We start from the raw sequence: 19,570 nt of genomic DNA, 5'->3' as shown, positions 1-19,570 counted from the left end.
GACGGCTCACGGCGCCGCCGCCTTCAATTCGATACCGAATTCGCGCATATCCCCTTTCTCTTCCGCGCCATTACGCATCGCCTCAGCCATCAAACGTTGCAGCACGGCGTCGGCCGATTCCGCCGGTGCGGCGCAACCTCGGCAGGGTCTGAGCTCCACCGTATCGGCAAATACCACAGGCAAGTGCAAACCGCCGTCCTGCTCGTGCAAACGGCCGATAGCCAGCACGTCGCGGTTGGGGATGCAATAATTGGATACTAGCGGGGTGCCGGCCGCGGCGTCCAAACTCCAAATGCGTACCGACTGCCCCGACAAGCCGCTGGCCGTGCAGTTGCCGCTTTGCTTGTCGAACAAAGCCGCCAAATAACCGCGGGCGAGATCCAGACTCAGGGTGTGCACGGACTCGGTGACCTGAATCGCGGCATGCAAGGGCAACACAAACGGTTTAGCAGCGCTATCGGCCGGAAATACCTCTATGGCGCCGGTTTCGTAGCCGCCCACCAACAAACCACTGTTGTCCACCGCGCAAGCCGCCACGTTGGCGCGCATATACGGGTATTTCTGCTCGGTGTTCAGCAAGTTGCCGGGAACCACCGCAGCAGCCACCAACATCCCGCCCTTGGTGCCTATCACCAGACGCTTGCCGTCTTCCGACAAGTTCAAACAATTGATATTCGGATCGACGGTAAATTCGGCATTACCGTTCAAACGGCTCAGCATCACCGCTTCTTCTTTAACGCCATCGGCGCTGTATAAATGCAGCTTGTCCAGGACTCCCAAGATGGCCATGCCGTCGTCGGTGACCACCAAATCCACCGCGTCGATATTTTTCCTGTCCAATTCCGGCGGCTTGGGCAGTTCCACCAGCTGCCGGGACTCCACGTTATAAATATGCAAATCGATTTTGGTGGTGTCGATGTGTCCGTCCAACCAAGCGATGTAGTGACCGTGCGGCGACACTGCGGCCCACAGAATTTCCACGTCGGTGCCGGCTATTGCCTTGAAGGTAGTCGTCGAGCCATGCATCGCTTGCCACCGGGTGGCGCTGCCGGCCGTCGTCCCTTGGCCCACCGCTTTGGGCCAAACCACGCCGGCCTCGCCGGCAACCCTGGCTTCGGCTTGATTGCTAAACTGCGGCTGACGTTGACGGATACGCCGCAGCACTGCTCCCGGCTCGACGGCCACCGCGTATTGAGGGTTCACCATGACGAACTGGGTAACGGCGTCGCCCAAGCCGCAATCCATGGGGCGCCAGCGCTCGGCCCGCAATTCCCAACATTGCGGCCGCTTGTCGGCCACGTAACTTACCACGGGCCGGACGCCGCCGTCGGCACCGAAATCAATGTCGCGCAGCGACAAGCCGGCGGTAGCCTCCTGCTTGTCCAAGGTCAGGCGCAACGGTTCCGCGCTGCCGTTGCATTGCCGCACCACGGTTTGCCCGGATAAGTGCCGGTCCACCAGCCAGTTGTCGGATTTACCGGCGCTACGCAACCGGCTGACCGAAATCTGCTGGACTTGGCTGGCGTCCAACGTAGGCTGGATTTTGCCGCCGCAATAGACCGCCCCGTTCAAACGGCCGGTAATCAGCTCCGGCACGCCGTCGCGTAGCTCGCCGCTGAAGGCTAGGGCCGAAACCACGTCTTGGTGATCGTCCGCATCTTTGCCGACCGAAGCCGGCGAGGCGTCCTGCCAGCGCTGGCTAGCGGCGTCGAACAACCAAACGGCGCTTTGTATCCTGGGTTTATAGCTCACCACGCTGAACGCGGCGTAACGGCCGTCCGCCGAAAAAGCCAGGTCCGAAAAGTCGCTGGCATCGGGAAAGCTTTGCCGGGCGGAGTCGATAGCCTCGGCGTGACCGCTGTCCGGCTTGTCATGGACGGCGCAGGCCGGAGCCGGCCATTGCAAACGATGGATCGCCACCTCCCAGCCGCGCATGGAACCCGCCACCTTGAACGGCAATATCAACCACCGGGTATCGCTGCCGTTTGCCAACACAGGCGGGGACACGTTGGCTTGCGCCGCCAACTGGCCTTGCCCGTAACGAATCTCGATAGGCGCCTGGTCCAAACGACCGTCTTCGCATAGCCGATAGACGCGCAAGGCTTTGTCCTGCGGAACGGCGTTATCGAACTGCAACACCGCACTGCCTTGCCCGACGATCAGCGCATTGCTGCTGCCGCGCGGGGTAAACTGAAATTTGTCGTCCATATTGTCCAAGGCCAGTGCCAGTACGTAGCGAAAATCGCTACCGCCGTATTTGCCGCTGGAATAGGTTAAATCCAGGTCGATAGGCGCCTGGGTTTTGGAGGCCAAAATCCACGGCAATACGTTTAAAGCAGCGCTTTTACGTTCCTGCTCCACCAAATGGATCATGTTTTGCTGGGTATTCAGTCTTGCCTGAGCCCACAGCGCGTAAAACACCGCACTCACCAGTATCAGGACCAACACCGCCAAGCTGGTGTAATACTTGTATTTGGTTTTGGTTTTGGCGATTTCCGCTTGCTGAGCCGCTTCCTTGGCCTGTTCGGCCAGGCGTTTTTCGGCCGCCTTGCGTTGTTCTTCGGCAATACAGGCCGCCACGTAATCGGTCACTTCGCCTTCGACCAGCCAACTGTCGTCCACATAGCGCTGCGCGGCTTGCAGCGGTGCGCCGGCCAGCTTCAAATAATCGGCGGAGCGTTGATGGTTGTGCCAGTCCAGCGCTTCGCGGGTAATCAATTTAATCGCATGCAAGCGGGCTTTGGCTTCCGGACCGGCTATCCAGTCACGAAACGTAGCCCAGTTGCGAAACATGGCTTCGTGCGCCACTTCGAACAGCAAGCCGTCGTCGCCGGTTTGCCGCAACAGGCCGGGCTCGACGAAAGCCGCGATGACCCGTTCCACTTCGTGTTCCGGCCACTGTTTACTCAGTACCGCCATCAATTCCGCTTTGCCCCGCCGCCGGCGCAAGGGCTGCTCGAAGTTTTCGTCCAACAGCACCAATTCCAGCATCAGGCGCGTGCATAACGCCCGTTGCCTGTCGTCCAAGTTCCGATAAACCTGTTCGGCGACTTTGCCCAAAGCGCCTTGAACGTCCGGTAGCGCGTCGAACATGGCTTGATTGATAAAATCCAAGGGTTTGCCCGGCTCGACGACGCTGCCATGTTCGTCCAGCACCGGCTCGCTGCGCGGGCGCTGCTCCCACAAACGCCGCAAAGCGTATTGCAACAGCGGCAAGCCGTCGACCAAACTGGCTGCCTGGCTGGCCAAGGCATCGATCAAGCTGGGCGGAATAAAACGCAAGCCGACTTTGCGGGCCGGCTTTTCGATAGCTTGGCGTATATGCTCGAAACCGATAGGCGCCAGCTGCAGAATGCCTTCGCTTTGATCGATGCTGCTGACCAAACCGTATAGGTGTTTCAGCGGCTCGCTGGCTTCCAAACGGGCCAGATGGTCGGTGCGCAAGGTCAGCAATACCCGGCAATCCAAACCGGCGGCGCCGACCGCCGGGCTGGACAGCAGGCACAACAGTTCGGCGAAGGCGGCTTGTTCCAAGGCATCCTGACATAATGTCAGCAGCTCTTCGAACTGGTCTATCACCAACAGGATTCCGGCGCCCGGCCCGGTCAGCTCGGCCAAAACCGCAGCGGCTTGCGCGGGTTGCGCTTTTAATCGACCGGCTAATTCGGCCGCATCGCCCTCCGAACCCGCTACAGCCAACAACGCGGCGGCCAGAAATTCGAACGGACGTACACCGGGCGTGAACGGGCTGGGAAACAGCCATTGCGGATATTTGTCGCGCAAAGCCGGCAACACGCCGGCCAGAGCCAGTGAGGATTTGCCGGAACCCGACCCGCCGACGATGACCAGAATGTGATTACGCTCCAAACGCGCAATGCAATCGGCGGTTTCGTGGTCGCGTCCGTAAAAATCCCGCTGCTGGGCTTCGTCGTAGGCTTTCAGGCCCGGGAAGGGGCTATCGATGTCCAGCACTACGCCGGCGCTGGGATCGAACGCGGCCAGCTGGTCGATCGGCAAACCGACGCCGTGCATGCCCAAGCGTGAGGTCCAATAATCCACCCGCCCTTGCAAGGCGCGCCGCTCCGGGCTGCCGTTGTCCAAAAACCGCCCGTAATCCACACAGCGCATCAACCAATCCTGCAATTCCCGCAACCATTCCTCGAACTCGGGGCTGCCTGGTTGCAAGCCGTCGAAACGGGGCTCCAGTTCGTTACCGGCTTTGATCAAATCGCGTAAATCTAGCAAGGCCATCTAAGCTCTCCTGTTACTGCGGGTTGGCGCCAAGGCGCCGGTTGGCCAATTGCCATTGCGCGCTGACGCTGTCGGCATATTGGCGGGCGCAGCCGGCCGCCCTCTCCACTTTTTTCAACGTATCTTTGTCCACGTCGAAAAACAAGTCGTCGAAGGCTTTGCGCATCCGCTCGTAAGTCGCTTCGCTGCGGTCGATTTGCAAATCGGCGAAATGCCGTTCGAGCGCCGCGATTTTACTGGACCAATCGGTCCGGTAGTCGCACTGTTCGGAAACCGCTTTGGCGTGTTGCAGCAACCCGGCAACCCGCTCCGGATTATCCAAAAAACCTTCCAAATCGTAGACGAACAGACTGGAGCCCTTGGTTTGGTCTATGCGCTCCAATTGATCGTGCATGCCCTGCCAGTCGTTATGCTTGTTGAACAAACGCTGCACTTTGACGTGACCGTCGTTCAACGCCTGTACCACCTCTTTCAAAAATCCTTTATCGTCGGCTTTCAAAGTCGACTCGGCGGATGCCGCCGCATCGAATAAGCAGGTGGACATATTGTTAGCTTTCAGCAACATGGTGCCGTTGGCATTGACGAAGGCGGACTGCACCCGGGCGGCGTACAGATGGGTGATGTGATCGAAGGCTTGCTTGTCCTTCGGTTGATCTTGAAACTCGGTCTCCAACACTTTGCCGATCACCAGCTGCAAATTGGCCAGATCCGCCTGTTCGGGCAGATTGTGAGCGTAACCGGACAGTTCGCCGCGCGCTTCTTTGATCTTCAACAAGCCCAGCAAATATGTGACCTTGGTGGTGTCGCTCATCGGACCGTCCTGCCATTGCATGCTGACTTCCTCGCGCCAGCGGCGAATACCGAATTGGCGGATCTGGTGCAAGCGGTCGTGGATTTGTTTCAAGCCGGCCAATTGCTCCACCTGCTGCAAACAGTTTTGGATTTGATCTTTCAGCTTCATCAGCTCGACCAGATACTGGGTATCTTGGCGTTGAGCGTTGGCCGCTTCCGGCTGTTGCTTGAGCTCCAATTCAATGCGCTTTTTGAAGGCCTCTTCCAACTGCTGCAGAAAATGCTGGATGTTGGCGAAGATGCGAAAATCCTTTTCCCGCAACTTGGTTTTAAAGCTTGCCAAGGCCTGGGCATGTTCCGGCGGCACCAAATCGGTGGACTTCCAATCGGCCAGATTTTCCTTTTCCACATCCGAACCCAAGGCCCGGTATTTTTTTTCGCCGTCGCCGACTTCGCCGGCCAAAAACACGAAACAGGGCTTACCGCTTTCCACCCCTTCCCAATATTCCCATTCGGTGACGCTACGGCTTTCCCCTGCCGGCACGTAGCCGTAGTTCCAGGCAATGATGGATACCAGCCAATCGCACTCTTCCCTGACCCATTTGCGCGAGCGGTCCAGGGCCGGAATCCGCTCGCCGTCCAAGGCCTCGGTGTCCATGGTCACTTCGATCAATTGAAACTTGTTCTGATAAGCCTGATTGAGCTTTTTGATCAGTTGGCCGGCTTCGGCCCGGTATTGCCAAAGGTCTTTGGTGGTGCTGCTCAGAAATACTTTTTTGGCAGGTATCATGCCCATGCCATGCTCCTATCCTCTATAGTTGCTCTCCGCTTCCGGCCTGTCCCGCCGCCTCGCGTTCCAAGGCCTGCAATACGGTTTCGAACGGCCGAATCAACATACTGCGGCAATACAAGGTTTCGCCGCTGTCCAAGCCGCCGTTTTCGAACCATTTGTTGGCCGGCGCGCCGCCGCCGCAATAATTGAAATATCCGCAAGACCGTCGGCAAACGGCAGTCCCCGCCAGGATGCCTTCCCATAAACGTGCAAACGCCGGCCGCTCGGCGGCTTGCAAAAATCCACCGCAATGCACATTGCCCAGCACAAAGTTATCGAATTCCGCCGCCGGCTGACCCAGCAGTTCCGGAGAAAACGTCGAAAAATCGCCGTTCCAGGCCACGGTGACGATAGCGAACGGCAAAGTCTGCGCGTTCATCGGCCAATCCCGGCCTCGCCAGCAATAGCGCGGCAAGCCGTGTTGAATCAAGCTCAAGGCATTGGCCAATTCGCGAACCCGGTATCGATCCGCGGATTGCAATTGCAAGGCTAGCAGTTGTTCGAAAAAACGCCTATGTTCCGCCTCCCGTCCGCGCAAACTGGAATCGGCGTGCGGGCCTTCGGCTTCGTCGAAATTGAAACCGATCTCGCCTATGCCCTGTTCGAGGACGAAATCATGCAATAATCGAGCGTGCGGCAGGCTGTCGGCGGTCACCACGGCAATCACGTGAAACGGAACGCCGTGGTGGCGCAACGCTGCCATTCCGCGCTGCACCTGAGCGAAACTGCCTTTGCCCTGCCGGGTCTTGCGGTGGCTATCGTTAATCGCTGCCGGACCGTCGACGCTGACCCCGACCCTGACCCGATGTTGACTAAACAGCTCGCACCAGTGCGCGTCGATTAACGTGGCGTTGGTTTGTATCGAATGCGATACCCGGCAACGGCCGCTCAACAACTGGTCGAAAATGCCGAACGCTTGCCGGTAGAAGTCGACCGGCACCGCCAAAGGCTCCCCGGCATGCCAAACCACGGTCAGTTCAGGTCCCAGCAGGCCGTCCTCCAACACGCGTTGCGCCGCCAGTTTCACCGTGTCGAGCGACATTCGGGCGCGCGAATCGCGCTGCGGCAAATAACAATAGTCGCAATCCAGATTGCAAAACGGCGTGGGTTGCAGTATCAGCAACTGGGTAGCCGGGCGCGGCGTAAAGTCTGCCAATACAAACGGTCCGGCCGGCATCGCCCGGTTTTCCCGCTCCGCCGTACCTGCCATCCAGTGATTAAGCCACGTTTTCATTTGGGATTATGTCGATTTTTCTGCTTGGCGATGGAAGACGAAACATTTTATCCACACGAACGCAAACCGAAGTACGGGAGCGCCGGAACCGAGCGCACAAACGCCCGTTCCGGCTTATCCGCGTCCGCTCGGGAATAATGATGCAGATCATTGTATAGCGATTGGCGCGGCAGGTTTCCGGCAATCGACTTAAATCGGAACTATCCGGTCACGCGCCCAAACCGTTAAAACGATAGATCGAAGACCGCTCCGATTAGCAAATTCCTATTGGCAGCGACGAAATCAACAGCCGCGTCCGAGTCGGTTTTCGCCAATCGCAGCTGACAGCCTATGGCGATCGGCTCGATTGATAGGGAGTTCTAAACTGGGCTCAACCCGGCCGTTCCTGCCGCAATGCGTCTTGGCGGAAAACGAGGGAAAGTTGTCATTGAATCCTTCGCCAGAGCGAGTAGGCTTGTCAACGAGATCAGCTAACGGGGGAAGATGTCATGACGGCATTTAGCTTTGCTCATCCGGAGAACTTCAAATACCAATCGCGCACCATCGGCATCGTCGTGTTTCCCGGCGTGGAATCGCTGGACATCACCGGGCCGTTCGAAGTGTTCAACTTCGCCAATCTCGGCTTGGGCCAACACGGTATCGACTGCGAGCCGATTTACACGATCAAGCTGTTGGGTAGCAGCCCCGGGCCGGTAGCGACCATGTCCGGCCTGCAAGTCGTCGCCGAAGACATTTACGGCGATAGTTCGGCCCAATACGACACCTTGCTGATTCCGGGCGGCGATATTTCGCGGGAAGTGCACAACCGGGAACTGTTGGACTGGATCGCCGCGATGGCGCCTAAGGTCCGGCGCATCGCCTCGGTGTGTACCGGCGCCTTTTTGTTAGCCGAGGCCGGCCTGCTGGACGGCCGGATTGCCACCACCCACTGGCATTACAGCCAGCAATTGGCGCAATGCTATCCGAACATCCAGGTCGAAGCCGACCGGATTTTCATCAAACACGGTCATATTTTCACCTCCGGCGGCATCACCTCCGGCATCGATCTGGCGCTGGCCATGCTCGAGGAAGACTGGGGCCGCGATTTGGCGCTATATGTCGCCCGCTTCCTGGTCGTGTTTCTGAAACGGCCGGGCGGCCAATCCCAGTTCAGCAGTTATTTATCCAACGAAGCGTTCCAACGCACCGACTTGCGCGAATTGCAATCCTGGATTGTCGCCAATTTGCATACCGATCTGAAAGTGGAAGCGATGGCGGAACGTTTGGCGATGAGTCCGCGCAATTTCGCCCGGGTGTTTCTGAACGAAACCGGCATGACCCCGGCCAAGTTCGTCGAAACCGCCCGCATCGACCAAGCCCGGCATTTTCTGGAAACTACCGAACTCTCCATCGAAAGCGTCGCCGATAAGACCGGCTTCAAGGACCCGGAGCGGATGCGGCGCACCTTCCTCCGCCAGTTAGGCGTCAATCCGCAAAACTATCGACAGCGATTCAGTCGCGCCACATCCCTGCATTGACCAAGCCAGGATAAAACCCGGCGACAGCGCGGACGTTAGCCGTCCGATTCCGTTCGCGCCCGGTGCGCTATCGGCCGGTGCGAAGTTCCCCCCAATAACCGCGGCGATACCGCCGGCCGGGCAGGCCGCCGCTTTGTCCGGCAGTAACGACAGCAAGGAGAACCGTTATGCGCATTTTATTGATCTCAACTGCCTTTTCGGGATTGACTCAACGCTTTTACACCGAACTGGACGACGCCGGTTACGACGTTTCGGTGGAATTGCATCTCGGCAACGAGGCGCAACTGATCGAAGGCGTGGAATTGTTCAAACCGGATCTGATTCTGTGTCCCTATCTGACCCGGCGCCTGCCGGAAGCGCTTTACCGAAACTATCTGTGCCTGATCGTGCATCCCGGCATCAAAGGCGACCGCGGCCCGTCGTCGCTGGACTGGGCGATTCAGGAACGGCTAGCGGAATGGGGGGTAACGCTGCTGGCCGCCGCCCGGGAAATGGATGCCGGCGCGATTTGGGCGGCGAAACGTTTCCCGCTACGCCGGGCCAGCAAGAGCAGCATATTCAATCGGGAGGTAGCGCAGTGCGCGGTGGATTGCCTGTGGGAAGCCATGACCTATCTGGATTCGCCGCATTTTCGGCCGGAGCCGCTGGACTACAATCGGGCCGACGTCAAAGGCCGGCTGCGGCCGGCCATGAAACAAGCCGATCGCCGCATTGACTGGTGCAGGCACACGACCGCCGAAATCCTGGCCAGAATCCACGCCGCCGACGGCAGTCCCGGCGTGCTGGACGATCTGTACGGCCGGCCGTTTTATTTATACAACGCCGCGGCCGGCGAGCGCTTCGGCGGCAAACCCGGCGAGATCGTCGCCGTTGCCGACGGCGCTATTTGCCGCGCCACGCTCGACGGCTCGATCTGGATCGGCCATCTGAAACCCAAAACCGGCGATGCCAGGGCGATCAAGCTGCCGGCGGCAACCGCATTGGCCGATTTGCTGCCGAAACCGCAATCCGGTCTGTCGGGCTGGTTCGGCAAATCCGTCAAGCGCATCGAACTCGATTACACCCGGCCAGGCCGACACTATCCCTGGCAGGAAGTCTGGTACGAAATCGCCGGCCAGGCCGCCTATTTACATTTTCAGTTTCACAACGGCGGCATGTCTACCGAGCAATGCCGCTTGCTGTTGCGGGTTTATCGACACGTGGCGACGCTGGATGTGAAAGCCATCGTCCTGACCGGCGGCGGCGACTTCTGGTCCAATGGCATTCATTTAAACCGGATCGAGGCTGCGGCCAATCCGGCCGACGAATCCTGGGACAACATCAACGCCATCGACGACCTGATCCTGCAAATCATCACCACCATGGACAAGCTCACCGTCGCCGCAGTGGCCGGCAACGCCGGCGCCGGCGGCGCGATATTGGCGCTGGCGCCGGACAAGGTGTTCGTTCGCGACGGCGTGGTTTTCAACCCGCACTACAAAAACATGGGCGAGTTGTACGGCTCCGAATATTGGACCTATTTATTACCGAAGCGGGTGGGGCACGCCACCGCGGCCGAATTGACCGAACAGCGCCTGCCGCTCAGCGCACGCCGGGCCTGGCACCTGGGCATGGTCGACAAGGTGCTCGACCGGCAGCATGCGATCTTCGACGCGCAAATCCGCCATTCAGTCAACACCTTGATCGCCGACCCGGCCAATCTGCAAAAAATGTTGGCCGAAAAGGCCGCAATCCGTTGCCGAAACGAGGCCGTCAAACCGTTGGCGGCGTACCGGAAATTCGAACTGGCGCAGATGCACGCCAACTTTTACGGCAGCGACGCCTATCACCAGGCCCGTAAAGCATTCGTATTTAAAAAAAGCTGCGACAAGACCGCGGACTACCTCGCCAAACATCGGCAGCTCACGGAAATGTCCAAAGCCTTGCCCGGCAGCATGGCGCATTGCGTGTGGCAGGATTGTTATGCCATGGGCGATCCACGGGTGGACAATCAGCACCAGGACTTCTTCAAGATTGCCGAAAAATTGTGCGTAGCCCGCAACAAGGACGAACGGCTTGACTTGATGTTCGAGCTTTACCAGCACGTCAAGGAACATTTCGGCGAAGAAGAGAGCTTAATGAAAAAATCGGGGTTCACGCATTATTCGAACCACGCCAAGGAACATAATCTGATGCTGGAGAAGCTAATGGAATTGGACAAAAAAATCCAACACGATCAATTGGGCCAACGCGATGTGCCGGAATTCATCGAGCGCTGGAGCAAGCATATCGTCAACTCGGACATGGTATTCAGCCAGCATTGGAAGGAGATGAACGTATTCAGTGTTTAACCGCGCCTGCGCTGGCCGGAGTAACAGGCAAGCCAGGGGTGTTGATTTTGGCGCATTAGGCGACCTTTATTGATTCCGCGATGGTAAACTTGGGGCAAGACCCCGGTAAGCCATCCCCCAACAGACTTTGCACCCCCTAGCCGGAGTACCCCCCGTAAATGACCGGCATCTGTGTAATCTTTGATTTGGACGGTACCCTTGTAGACAGCGAGGGGCTTTGCAATCAAGCGTTTCTCGATCTGCTTCCGCAACTGGATGATACGGTGGACGCTTTGACCCTGCGTTATCGCGGCAAGAAGCTGGCGTCTATCCTTACCGACCTTGAAGGCCGTCTTTGCCGGAAGTTGCCGGATGGGTTCGAACTGAATTATCGCCAGCACGTGGCGGAACTGTTCTGTCGCGAATTGAAACCTATGCCCGGCGTTCTTGAAATGCTCAAAACCGCTGACTTTCCCAAATGCATTGCATCGAGCGGGCCTCTTTTGAAAATCCGTCAGGCGCTGCAGGTTAGCGGCCTCTCCCGCTACTTCGATGACAACCTTTTCAGCGCTTATGACGTTGGCTGTTGGAAGCCCGAGCCCGGTTTATTCCGATATGCGGCAAATGCGATGGGTTTTATGCCCAGCCAATGCGTGGTGGTAGAAGACAGTAATGTTGGGATTGAGGCAGCCGTAGCGGCAGGCATGAAAGCCTTCCGGTATGTGCGAAACGCTGAGACAGCGTCATGCCGAATCGCGGATGAAGTACTATTCGACGATATGCTGCAGCTTCCCCGCTTGTTAACTCAATTGGTTAACCGTGCCCGCCCACCGTTCAACTCGAACTGACGCGAAAGCCAGGCAGGCGGCTACGCTCGTTTGCATTGCTAATGAGCACATGCAAGCCAAACTTGCCGAATTCATCGCCACGCATCCGCTTTGCCGAAAATGCAGAATTGTGCAAATCTCTTGAAGTTGACCACAGCATCCGCCGGACTCGTAGCAAGCGGCCGAATCGGGGCTTTACGGCGCACAACAGCCGCGTAAAAACAAATGGGTGGCCAGCTTGACCCAACTCTCGATTTCCGCTTGGTCTGGAGCATCTTCCAAACCCAACTGCTGGCGCTGCATTCTTTCGCCGCGCAATGCGCTGATGTATTGATCGGCCAGAATTTGCGCGGAAAAATCGGCAACAATCCGCCCCGCCCGTTGTTGGGCGGAGAAGAATTCCGCCAAGTGCGCCAGCGTGCGGCTGGGGCCTTCTTGATAAAACTGCACGGCCAGATCGGGAAAGCGTTGACATTCGGCAATCAGAATCGCCCGCATCCGCATCACTTCCGGCCTGGATATTTGAAACAGAAACTTGACCCCGAATGCGACCAGAGCTTGCTCGAGATCGCCGTCCTGCCCGTCTTTCAAACTACCGATGAACCGGTCGCTGCAACGCCGAATCAGCGCACCGAACACCCCGGCTTTACCGCCGAATTGGTTGTAAATCGTGCGCAAGGACACTCTGGCCTCGCGCGCCAGGCTCTCCATGCTCAGATCGCCGTAACCGTTTTCTAAAAAAAGCTGTAAGGCCGTATCCAATAGGCGGTCGCTACTTTCTTGCTCGCAACCCTTGGCCGGCCGGCCGCATTTAACCATGTTCAACCAATCGAAAATACATTTGACACGGTAAAACAGGGTACCATAAACTAAACGGTAAGGTACATTACCTTTTTATTTATGCCGGAGCATCCAGCCATGCCACACTCGCCCCACCCTGCGTCGACGCCGCTCATATACCGGCTCAACCCGCCTCTACTCCGCCTCGTCGACAAGCAGCGGGCGAGCGTAATACCGGCAATCATCAGGGCCGGCTTAATAACCGTCACCCTTGCCGCTACCGGCTGCGGCGACGCCGTAAACAACGATGCGTCCATGCCGCCGCCCGGCGTTAAAGCAGCCAAAGCAATCGCCCAAGAGGTCAGCGAATGGGACGAATTTACCGGTCGAGTGGCAGCGGTCAATACGGTCGAAGTACGGGCCAGAGTATCCGGCTTTCTGGAAAAGCAGAACTTTACCGCCGGCAGCACGGTAAAGCGCGGCGACTTATTGTTCGTGATCGATCAAAAACCTTTCAAAGCCCAACTAAATTTCGCCAAAGCGGAACTGGAACGGGCCAAGGTCAAAGCGGATTTGGCCAAAACCGACATGAAACGGGCGGAAAACCTGAGCCGCGCCAATGCCATATCCCGCGAAGAATACGACACCCGGCGGGAAACGCTACGCGAGGCCGGCGCCGCAGTCGCTTCCGCCGAGGCCAACGTTTACACGGCACAATTGAACTTGGATTACAGCGAAATCCGCGCGCCGATTGCCGGCCGCATCAGCCGGGAAATGGTCACTGTCGGCAACTTGGTCAATGCCGGCGGCGATGCCGCGGTGTTAGCGACCATCGTCGCCACCGACCCGGTTTATGTCTATGTCGATGCCGACGAGCAATCGGTGTTGAAGTACCGGCGCAAGCGGCTCGGCAGCGCGGACGCTGGCGATTTGACCGGTATCCCCGTGCAGTTGGCCCTGGCCGACGAAGCGGATTTTCCGCACGCCGGCCGGTTGGATTACGTCGCGCCGCAAGAGAACCCCAACACCGGCACCATCAGCTTGCGCGGCGTGTTCGCCAATCCGGACGGTTTGTTGAGCCCCGGCTTGTTCGCCCGGATGCGGGTGCAAGGCAGCCGGCCTTACCCGGCTTTGTTACTGCCTGAACGGGCTATCTCCGCCGACCAGGCGCAAAATTTCGTGTGGGTGGTAAAACCGGACAATCAGCTCGAATACCGCACGGTTACGCTGGGTGCGCGCGTCGGCCCGCTCCGCGCGGTAACAAGCGGCTTGAACGTCGACGATTGGGTCGTCGTCGAAGGCGGGCAAAAACTCAAGGCCGGCCTCTCGGTCGACCCCGAGCGCATCGAGCTGAGCGCGCAAGGAGCGCCATAACTCATGGGTAAATTCAGCCACTTTTTTATAGACCGGCCGATTTTCGCGGCGGTACTGTCCATCGTCATCGTGCTGGTCGGCGCATTGGCCTTGATCGACCTGCCGATCGCCCAATATCCGCAAATCGCCCCGCCCACCGTGGTGGTCAGCGCCAGTTATCCGGGCGCCAACGCCCAGGTCGTGGCCGACACGGTGGCCACGCCGATCGAACAGGAAGTCAACGGTGTAGAGGATATGTTGTATATGTCCTCGCAATCCACCAACAGCGGCAACATGAGTTTGACCATCGCCTTCAAACCGGGCGCCGATCTGGACAAAGCCCAGGTTTTGGTGCAAAACCGGGTGGCACTGGCCGAACCCAAGCTGCCGGAAGAAGTGCGCCGGCAAGGCATCAGCGTCAAAAAGCGCAGTCCGGATTTAAGCCTGGTAGTCAATCTGATCTCGCCGGATCACCGTTACGACAGCGTCTACCTGAGCAATTACGCCTTGTTGCAAATCAAGGATACCTTGGCCCGCTTACCCGGCGTGGGCGAAATCATCGTGTTCGGTGCCCGCGATTACAGTATGCGACTGTGGTTGAATCCCGAACAAATCGCGGCCAGAAACCTAACTGCCGGCGAAGTGGTCGCGGCGGTGCGCGAACAAAACGTACAAGTCGCCGCGGGCGTGGTCGGTCAGCAACCGTCGCCGGAAAATGCCGAATTCCAATACACGGTCAGTACCTTGGGCCGTTTGCAAACCGCTGAACAGTTCGGCGACATCATTATCAAACAGGACAAAAACGGCGAAATCACCCGTTTGCAAGACGTGGCCCGCATCGAGCTGGGCGCCAAGGATTACAACTCCGGCCTGTTTTTGGACGGCGAAGAATCCGTCGGCCTGGCGATTTTCCAACTGCCCGGTTCCAATGCCTTGGATACCAAAGCGGCAGTGCTGGCGGCCATGGAAAAATTGAAACCGCGCTTCCCGGAAGGCCTGGATTATTTGTTGGTGTACGACACCGTGGTGTTCGTGCAGCAATCGATAGCGGCCGTGGTGGAAACCTTGTTCGAAGCCTTGCTGCTGGTGGTGCTGGTCGTCATCGTGTTTTTGCAAAACTGGCGGGCCAGCTTGATTCCGTTGCTGGCCGTGCCGGTGTCCATGATCGGTACCTTCGCCGTCATGGCCGGCCTGGGGCTGTCGCTAAACACCCTGTCGCTGTTCGGCTTGGTATTGGCCATCGGCATCGTGGTCGACGATGCCATCGTGGTAGTAGAAAATGTGGAAAGACACATGGCGGAAGGCATGACTGCCCGCGCCGCTGCGCGCACCGCAATGAGCGAGGTCATCAGCCCTATCATCGCCACGGCCTTGGTATTGGTGGCAGTGTTCGTGCCGACCGCATTCATCACCGGGGTATCGGGGGCGTTTTATCAGCAATTCGCTTTTACCATTGCGGTATCGACCGTGATTTCCGCCTTCAATTCGCTAACCTTGAGTCCGGCCTTGTGCGCGCTGCTGCTGGATAGGGCTCACCACGACAAAGATGCGGTAACCCGTTTCGTGGAACGCTGGTTCGGCTGGTTTTTCAACGCTTTCAACCGATTTTTCGCCGCGTTCGGCGCCGGCTATGCGCGCCTGGTCGCCCGTTTGATTCGGATGAGCGCCGTCGTACTGATGCTGTACGTCGGCTTGAATGCCCTGAATCTGCTCGCCTTCGAAAAAGTCCCTACCGGTTTCATTCCGCAGCAGGATCAGGGTTATTTAGTTTTGTACGCGCAACTGCCGGACGCCGCGTCGCTGTCGCGCAGCCAAGCGGTAGTCAAGGAAGCCAGCCGCATCATTTTAGAAACCGAGGGCGTCTCCCACGTCAACGCATACGCCGGCTGGTCGGTACTGACCGGCTCGGCGCAATCCAACGTCGCCACCTTGTTCGCCCGCCTGGACAATTTCGACAACCGGGCGGGCAAACCGGAGCTCAGCGCGGACGCCTTGGTCAAAACCTTGGGTCAGCGTTTGGCAAGCATAGACGACGCCTATATCGCCGTGTTCGCCCCGCCGCCGATACGCGGCATGAGCTCGGTCGGCGGTTTCAAGCTGCAAGTGCAAGACCGCAATAACGCCGGCACCGACGCCCTGCAGCAAGTGGTATCGGACATGATCGGCAAAGGCAACCAACAGCCCGGCATGAGCCGCTTGTTTACCACCTTCCGCGCCAACGTGCCGCAACTGTTCGTAGACGTGGACCGCAGTCGCGCCAAGGCTATGGACATTCCGTTGAGCGACATTTTCGAAACCTTGCAGATTTATTTGGGCTCGTTGTACGTCAACGACTTCAATCTATTCGGCCGCACCTACCAAGTGGTGGCGCAAGCCGACGCGAACTATCGGATGAACGGCGACGACATCGCGCAATTGAAAACCAAAAACGCCCAAGGCGGCATGGTGCCTTTGGGCGCCATCGCCAAAGTCGAAAACATCTTGGGGCCGGATAAAATCACCCGTTACAACATGTATCCCGCCGCGGAAATTAATGGCAATACCTTGCCGGGCATCAGCTCCGGCCAGGCGATAGCAACCATGAATCAATTACTGGACGCCGAATTGCCGCCCGGATTCGATTTCGAATGGACCGAGCTCAGCCTGCAACAGGTATTGGCCGGCAACGTCGCGCTGCTGGTATTCCCGCTCAGCGTGGTGTTCGTGTTCTTGGCGCTGGCGGCCCAATACGAAAGTTGGTCACTGCCGTTCGCGGTCATCCTGATCGTGCCCATGTGTATATTGTCGTCGATGACCGGGGTTTGGCTGGCACAGATGGACAACAACATCTTTACCCAAGTCGGCTTCATCGTTTTGGTCGGCTTGGCCAGCAAGAACGCGATTTTGATCGTGGAATTCGCCAAACACCGGCAAGAGGCAGGTTTGAGCGCCGTCGAGGCGGCTACCGAGGCGGCCCGAATCCGCTTGCGGCCTATCTTGATGACCTCGTTCGCTTTTATCATGGGGGTATTTCCCTTGGTCGTGGCCAGCGGCGCCGGCGCCGAAGCCAGACGCTTGCTGGGCACCGCGGTGTTCAGCGGCATGATAGGCGTGACCTTATTCGGCTTACTGCTCACCCCGGTGTTTTACGTGGTAGTGCAAGCCGTTGCGAAACGCTTGGGCGGCAAGCGTCAAACCGCTACGCTCGCTCAACATCTTGACTCCGAACAGGGCCGGCCATGAACGCAAAACCCAGCGCTTTTGTTACCCACGTATTATTGGCCGCTGCCAGCCTGGCGCTGACCGGCTGCGCAGTCGGTCCGGATTTTCAAACCCCGGACAGCCATCCGCCGGCCGGCTTTGCCAACGGCGAAACAAGTCCTTATTCCGACAATCCGGTCGACTTGCTCTGGTGGCGCGGGTTTAACGACCCGCAACTGACCGACTTGGTCGAGCTCGCGCTGGCGCACAACCGCGAGCTGAAAGCCGCGCAAGCCAATTTGCGCGAAGCCCGTGCATTGTATCTGCAAGCCGGGTTGCAATTGGCCCCGGTCATTAGCGCGCATGCCAATTACACCGAACAAAAACGCAGCAGCGGCGCATTGAACAACCGCAACTTCGTCCCGCGCGAACTGAAGCTGTACAACACCGGCTTCGACGCCAGTTGGGAGTTGGACTTTTTCGGCCGGGTGCGGCGCAATGTGGAAGCCAGCAACGACGAGGTCGACGCGCAATTGGCCAGCTTGCACGACATCGGCATCAGCCTGATTGCCGAAGTGGCGCGCAACTATTTCGAATTGCGCGGCTTGCAATTGCAGCGGCAAGTGGCGGAGCAAAACGTAGCCAATCAACGGCAAACCTTGACCATCACCCAGGCGAAATTCGCTAACGGCCGCGGAACCCCATTGGATGTGGCGCGAGCCGATGCCCAATTGAACGCCACTCGGGCCGGCTTGCCTGACTTGGACGCCAGCCTCAAACAAGCCATACATCGTTTAAGCGTACTATGCGGCGAAATGCCGTATGCCTTGGCCGCACGTTTGACACCACACGCCGCGCTGCCGAAGGCGCCGGAACTGATCGGCATCGGCAATCCGGCCGATTTGCTCCGCCGCCGGCCGGACATTCGCAGCGCCGAACGCACCTTGGCGGCAGCCACCGCTCGTATCGGCGTGGCGACAGCCGATCTGTTTCCCCGGGTCAGCTTCGTCGGCAGCATTTCCTTGGAAGCGACGACCTTATCGGGTTTGGTCGCGCCGGGCTCGGAATCGTATTCGATAGGCCCGAAAATCAGTTGGGCGGCCTTGGACCTGGGCCGAGTGTACGCGCAAATCAAAGCAGCCGACGCGCGTGCGGAGGCCAGTCTGGCAAATTATGAACAAACCGTATTGACCGCACTGGAAGACACCGAAAACGCCCTAGTCAATTACGGCGAACAACGCCGGCGGCGCGATTTGCTGGCCCAAGCCGAGGCTTCAAGCCGGCAAGCCCGCGAACTGGCGCAACTGCAATACCGCGAAGGCTTGACCGACTTTCTGACCGTGCTGGACGCCGAGTCTCGGTTACTGCAAGATCAAACCCGACTGGCTCAAAGTGAAACCGCAACCGCCAGCGCATTGACCGCCGTCTACAAAGCCCTGGGCGGCGGCTGGCAAGCCGTACCGGACGGCGACCAGCAAGAAGCCCTGGCAGTATCGAACGAGCAACTCCGCTAGAGTGAAGTAGTCCACGCAAAATATCCCGGTATTTCAGTCAATCCGATGTCGTTAGCCGCGCGTTATATCGGTTACCAGGACGCGGATAAATGTTGGCAGTGGCTGCAACAGCACGCGTCTTGAAAATGGGTCTCGATGAGACCTCTGTGTTTAATGGTCCGGTACTGGACGTTACCTTCGATGAAGATCGTAATCGCACCCGAAAAGGCCACAGCGCCGCCAATCTGGCTACCATCCGCCACATTGCCCTGAATCTGATCAAAAACGAAAAATCCCGCAAGCTCGGCGTCAAAGTCAAGCGACTCAAGGCCGGATGGGATAACAATTACCTGCTACCAGTGATCGGTGGAATTTAAGCGCGATTGCCCTGCGGCTTCGCGGTTTTTCCACGACTGTTTGTGAATCCGCTCGGCTTTATACAAACCATTGATGGTTTCGGCCAAGGCGTTGTCATAAGAGTCGCCCACGCTGCCCACCGAAGCTTCAACGCCGGCCTCGGCCAATCGCTCGGTAGCGGATCGACACGTACTGTACACCGCGGACGCTGTGGTGAATCAGGCCGCCGTCGCGCTGGGGTTGCCGGTCATGTAGCGCCTGCTCCGGCACATCCGGTACAAAGTCGGCATGCGGGAAGACGAGACTTTCCAACCGACGAGGTAGCGAACAAATACATCGATTACAAAAGCCACATAGACAAAGCCTTGTCAGGTTTTGACATAGATGAAATCCGCCACCCACAAGGCATTCGGCCGCTCGGCGCTGAATCCGGTTCGCACCGAGATTCGCGCCTTGATTGACCAAGCCGCCAAAGCTCGGGGCAAAACCCGCTCGGAATTCATGATCGATGCCGCCCGCCGCGCCGCCGAAGAATCCCTTCCGGATCAACCGCCCAGCGGTGAAGGGTTTGAGCGCCTGATGGCCGCTCCCAAACCCTGGCAGAATTAATACTGTCCGAGCCGATTCTGCTGTCCGCACCGCATC

Annotated in this window: 11 protein-coding genes and 2 pseudogenes; 8 read left to right on the top strand and 5 right to left on the bottom strand. The window is 58.2% G+C overall.

Annotated features, from left to right (window positions below; genetic code table 11):
* Nucleotides 1–6: 6 nt before the first annotated feature.
* The 3 genes from AB0A83_RS05355 to grrM are packed head-to-tail and all read right to left on the bottom strand — an operon-like array spanning nucleotide 7 to nucleotide 7,109.
* Nucleotides 7–4,251, bottom strand: coding sequence for a hypothetical protein (locus AB0A83_RS05355; RefSeq protein WP_367155608.1), 4,245 nt, complete (start codon nucleotides 4,249–4,251; stop codon nucleotides 7–9).
* 13 nt (nucleotides 4,252–4,264) lie between these two features.
* A complete protein-coding gene (locus AB0A83_RS05350; RefSeq protein WP_367155606.1) occupies nucleotides 4,265–5,839 on the bottom strand; it encodes a DUF4062 domain-containing protein in 1,575 nt (524 codons plus the stop codon).
* Nucleotides 5,840–5,855: 16 nt separating this feature from the next.
* A complete protein-coding gene (grrM, locus tag AB0A83_RS05345) occupies nucleotides 5,856–7,109 on the bottom strand; it encodes a cyclophane-forming radical SAM/SPASM peptide maturase GrrM/OscB (RefSeq protein ID WP_367155605.1) in 1,254 nt (417 codons plus the stop codon).
* A 488-nt stretch (nucleotides 7,110–7,597) separates the two neighbouring features.
* On the opposite strand from grrM, the gene AB0A83_RS05340 reads away from it, so the two are divergent.
* From AB0A83_RS05340 to AB0A83_RS05330, 3 genes are all read left to right on the top strand, one after another.
* Nucleotides 7,598–8,626, top strand: coding sequence for a GlxA family transcriptional regulator (locus AB0A83_RS05340; protein ID WP_367155604.1), 1,029 nt, complete (start codon nucleotides 7,598–7,600; stop codon nucleotides 8,624–8,626).
* 167 nt (nucleotides 8,627–8,793) lie between these two features.
* Nucleotides 8,794–10,956 carry a hemerythrin domain-containing protein gene (locus tag AB0A83_RS05335; protein ID WP_367155602.1) on the top strand — a complete coding sequence of 721 codons (2,163 nt, stop codon included), beginning with the start codon at nucleotides 8,794–8,796 and terminating at the stop codon, nucleotides 10,954–10,956.
* Between the two features lie 158 nt (nucleotides 10,957–11,114).
* Nucleotides 11,115–11,783 carry an HAD-IA family hydrolase gene (locus AB0A83_RS05330; protein ID WP_150047286.1) on the top strand — a complete coding sequence of 223 codons (669 nt, stop codon included), beginning with the start codon at nucleotides 11,115–11,117 and terminating at the stop codon, nucleotides 11,781–11,783.
* A 174-nt stretch (nucleotides 11,784–11,957) separates the two neighbouring features.
* On the opposite strand, the gene AB0A83_RS05325 is transcribed toward AB0A83_RS05330, so the two are convergent.
* A complete protein-coding gene (locus tag AB0A83_RS05325) occupies nucleotides 11,958–12,581 on the bottom strand; it encodes a TetR/AcrR family transcriptional regulator (protein ID WP_367155601.1) in 624 nt (207 codons plus the stop codon).
* Between the two features lie 99 nt (nucleotides 12,582–12,680).
* On the opposite strand from AB0A83_RS05325, the gene AB0A83_RS05320 reads away from it, so the two are divergent.
* From AB0A83_RS05320 to AB0A83_RS05305, 4 genes and pseudogenes are all read left to right on the top strand, one after another.
* Complete coding sequence (locus AB0A83_RS05320; RefSeq protein WP_367155600.1) at nucleotides 12,681–13,916, top strand: efflux RND transporter periplasmic adaptor subunit; 1,236 nt, start codon at nucleotides 12,681–12,683, stop codon at nucleotides 13,914–13,916.
* 3 nt (nucleotides 13,917–13,919) lie between these two features.
* Entirely contained in the window at nucleotides 13,920–17,117 is a 3,198-nt protein-coding gene (locus tag AB0A83_RS05315) for an efflux RND transporter permease subunit (protein WP_367155599.1), read from the top strand.
* On the top strand, nucleotides 17,114–18,589 hold the full coding sequence (locus AB0A83_RS05310; RefSeq protein ID WP_367155597.1) for an efflux transporter outer membrane subunit: 1,476 nt from the start codon (nucleotides 17,114–17,116) through the stop codon (nucleotides 18,587–18,589). Before AB0A83_RS05315 ends, AB0A83_RS05310 begins: the two co-directional genes overlap by 4 nt.
* 161 nt (nucleotides 18,590–18,750) lie before the next feature.
* Nucleotides 18,751–18,945 (top strand): annotated as a pseudogene (locus tag AB0A83_RS05305) (transposase); the annotation flags it as partial.
* Between the two features lie 15 nt (nucleotides 18,946–18,960).
* Here AB0A83_RS05305 and AB0A83_RS05300 read toward each other — a convergent pair.
* Nucleotides 18,961–19,353 (bottom strand): annotated as a pseudogene (locus AB0A83_RS05300) (DDE-type integrase/transposase/recombinase); the annotation flags it as partial.
* Between AB0A83_RS05300 and AB0A83_RS05295 the strand changes: the two are divergent.
* Nucleotides 19,310–19,534 carry a DUF1778 domain-containing protein gene (locus AB0A83_RS05295; RefSeq protein WP_150047281.1) on the top strand — a complete coding sequence of 75 codons (225 nt, stop codon included), beginning with the start codon at nucleotides 19,310–19,312 and terminating at the stop codon, nucleotides 19,532–19,534. The pseudogene AB0A83_RS05300 and the gene AB0A83_RS05295 overlap by 44 nt on opposite strands.
* Nucleotides 19,535–19,570: the final 36 nt, after the last annotated feature.

This window comes from Methylomonas sp. HYX-M1 (assembly GCF_040741385.1).
Classification (GTDB): Bacteria; Pseudomonadota; Gammaproteobacteria; order Methylococcales; family Methylomonadaceae; genus Methylomonas; species Methylomonas rhizoryzae.
Note: the sequence above shows the minus strand (reverse complement) of the source record. Positions and strands in the feature narration are given on the sequence as shown.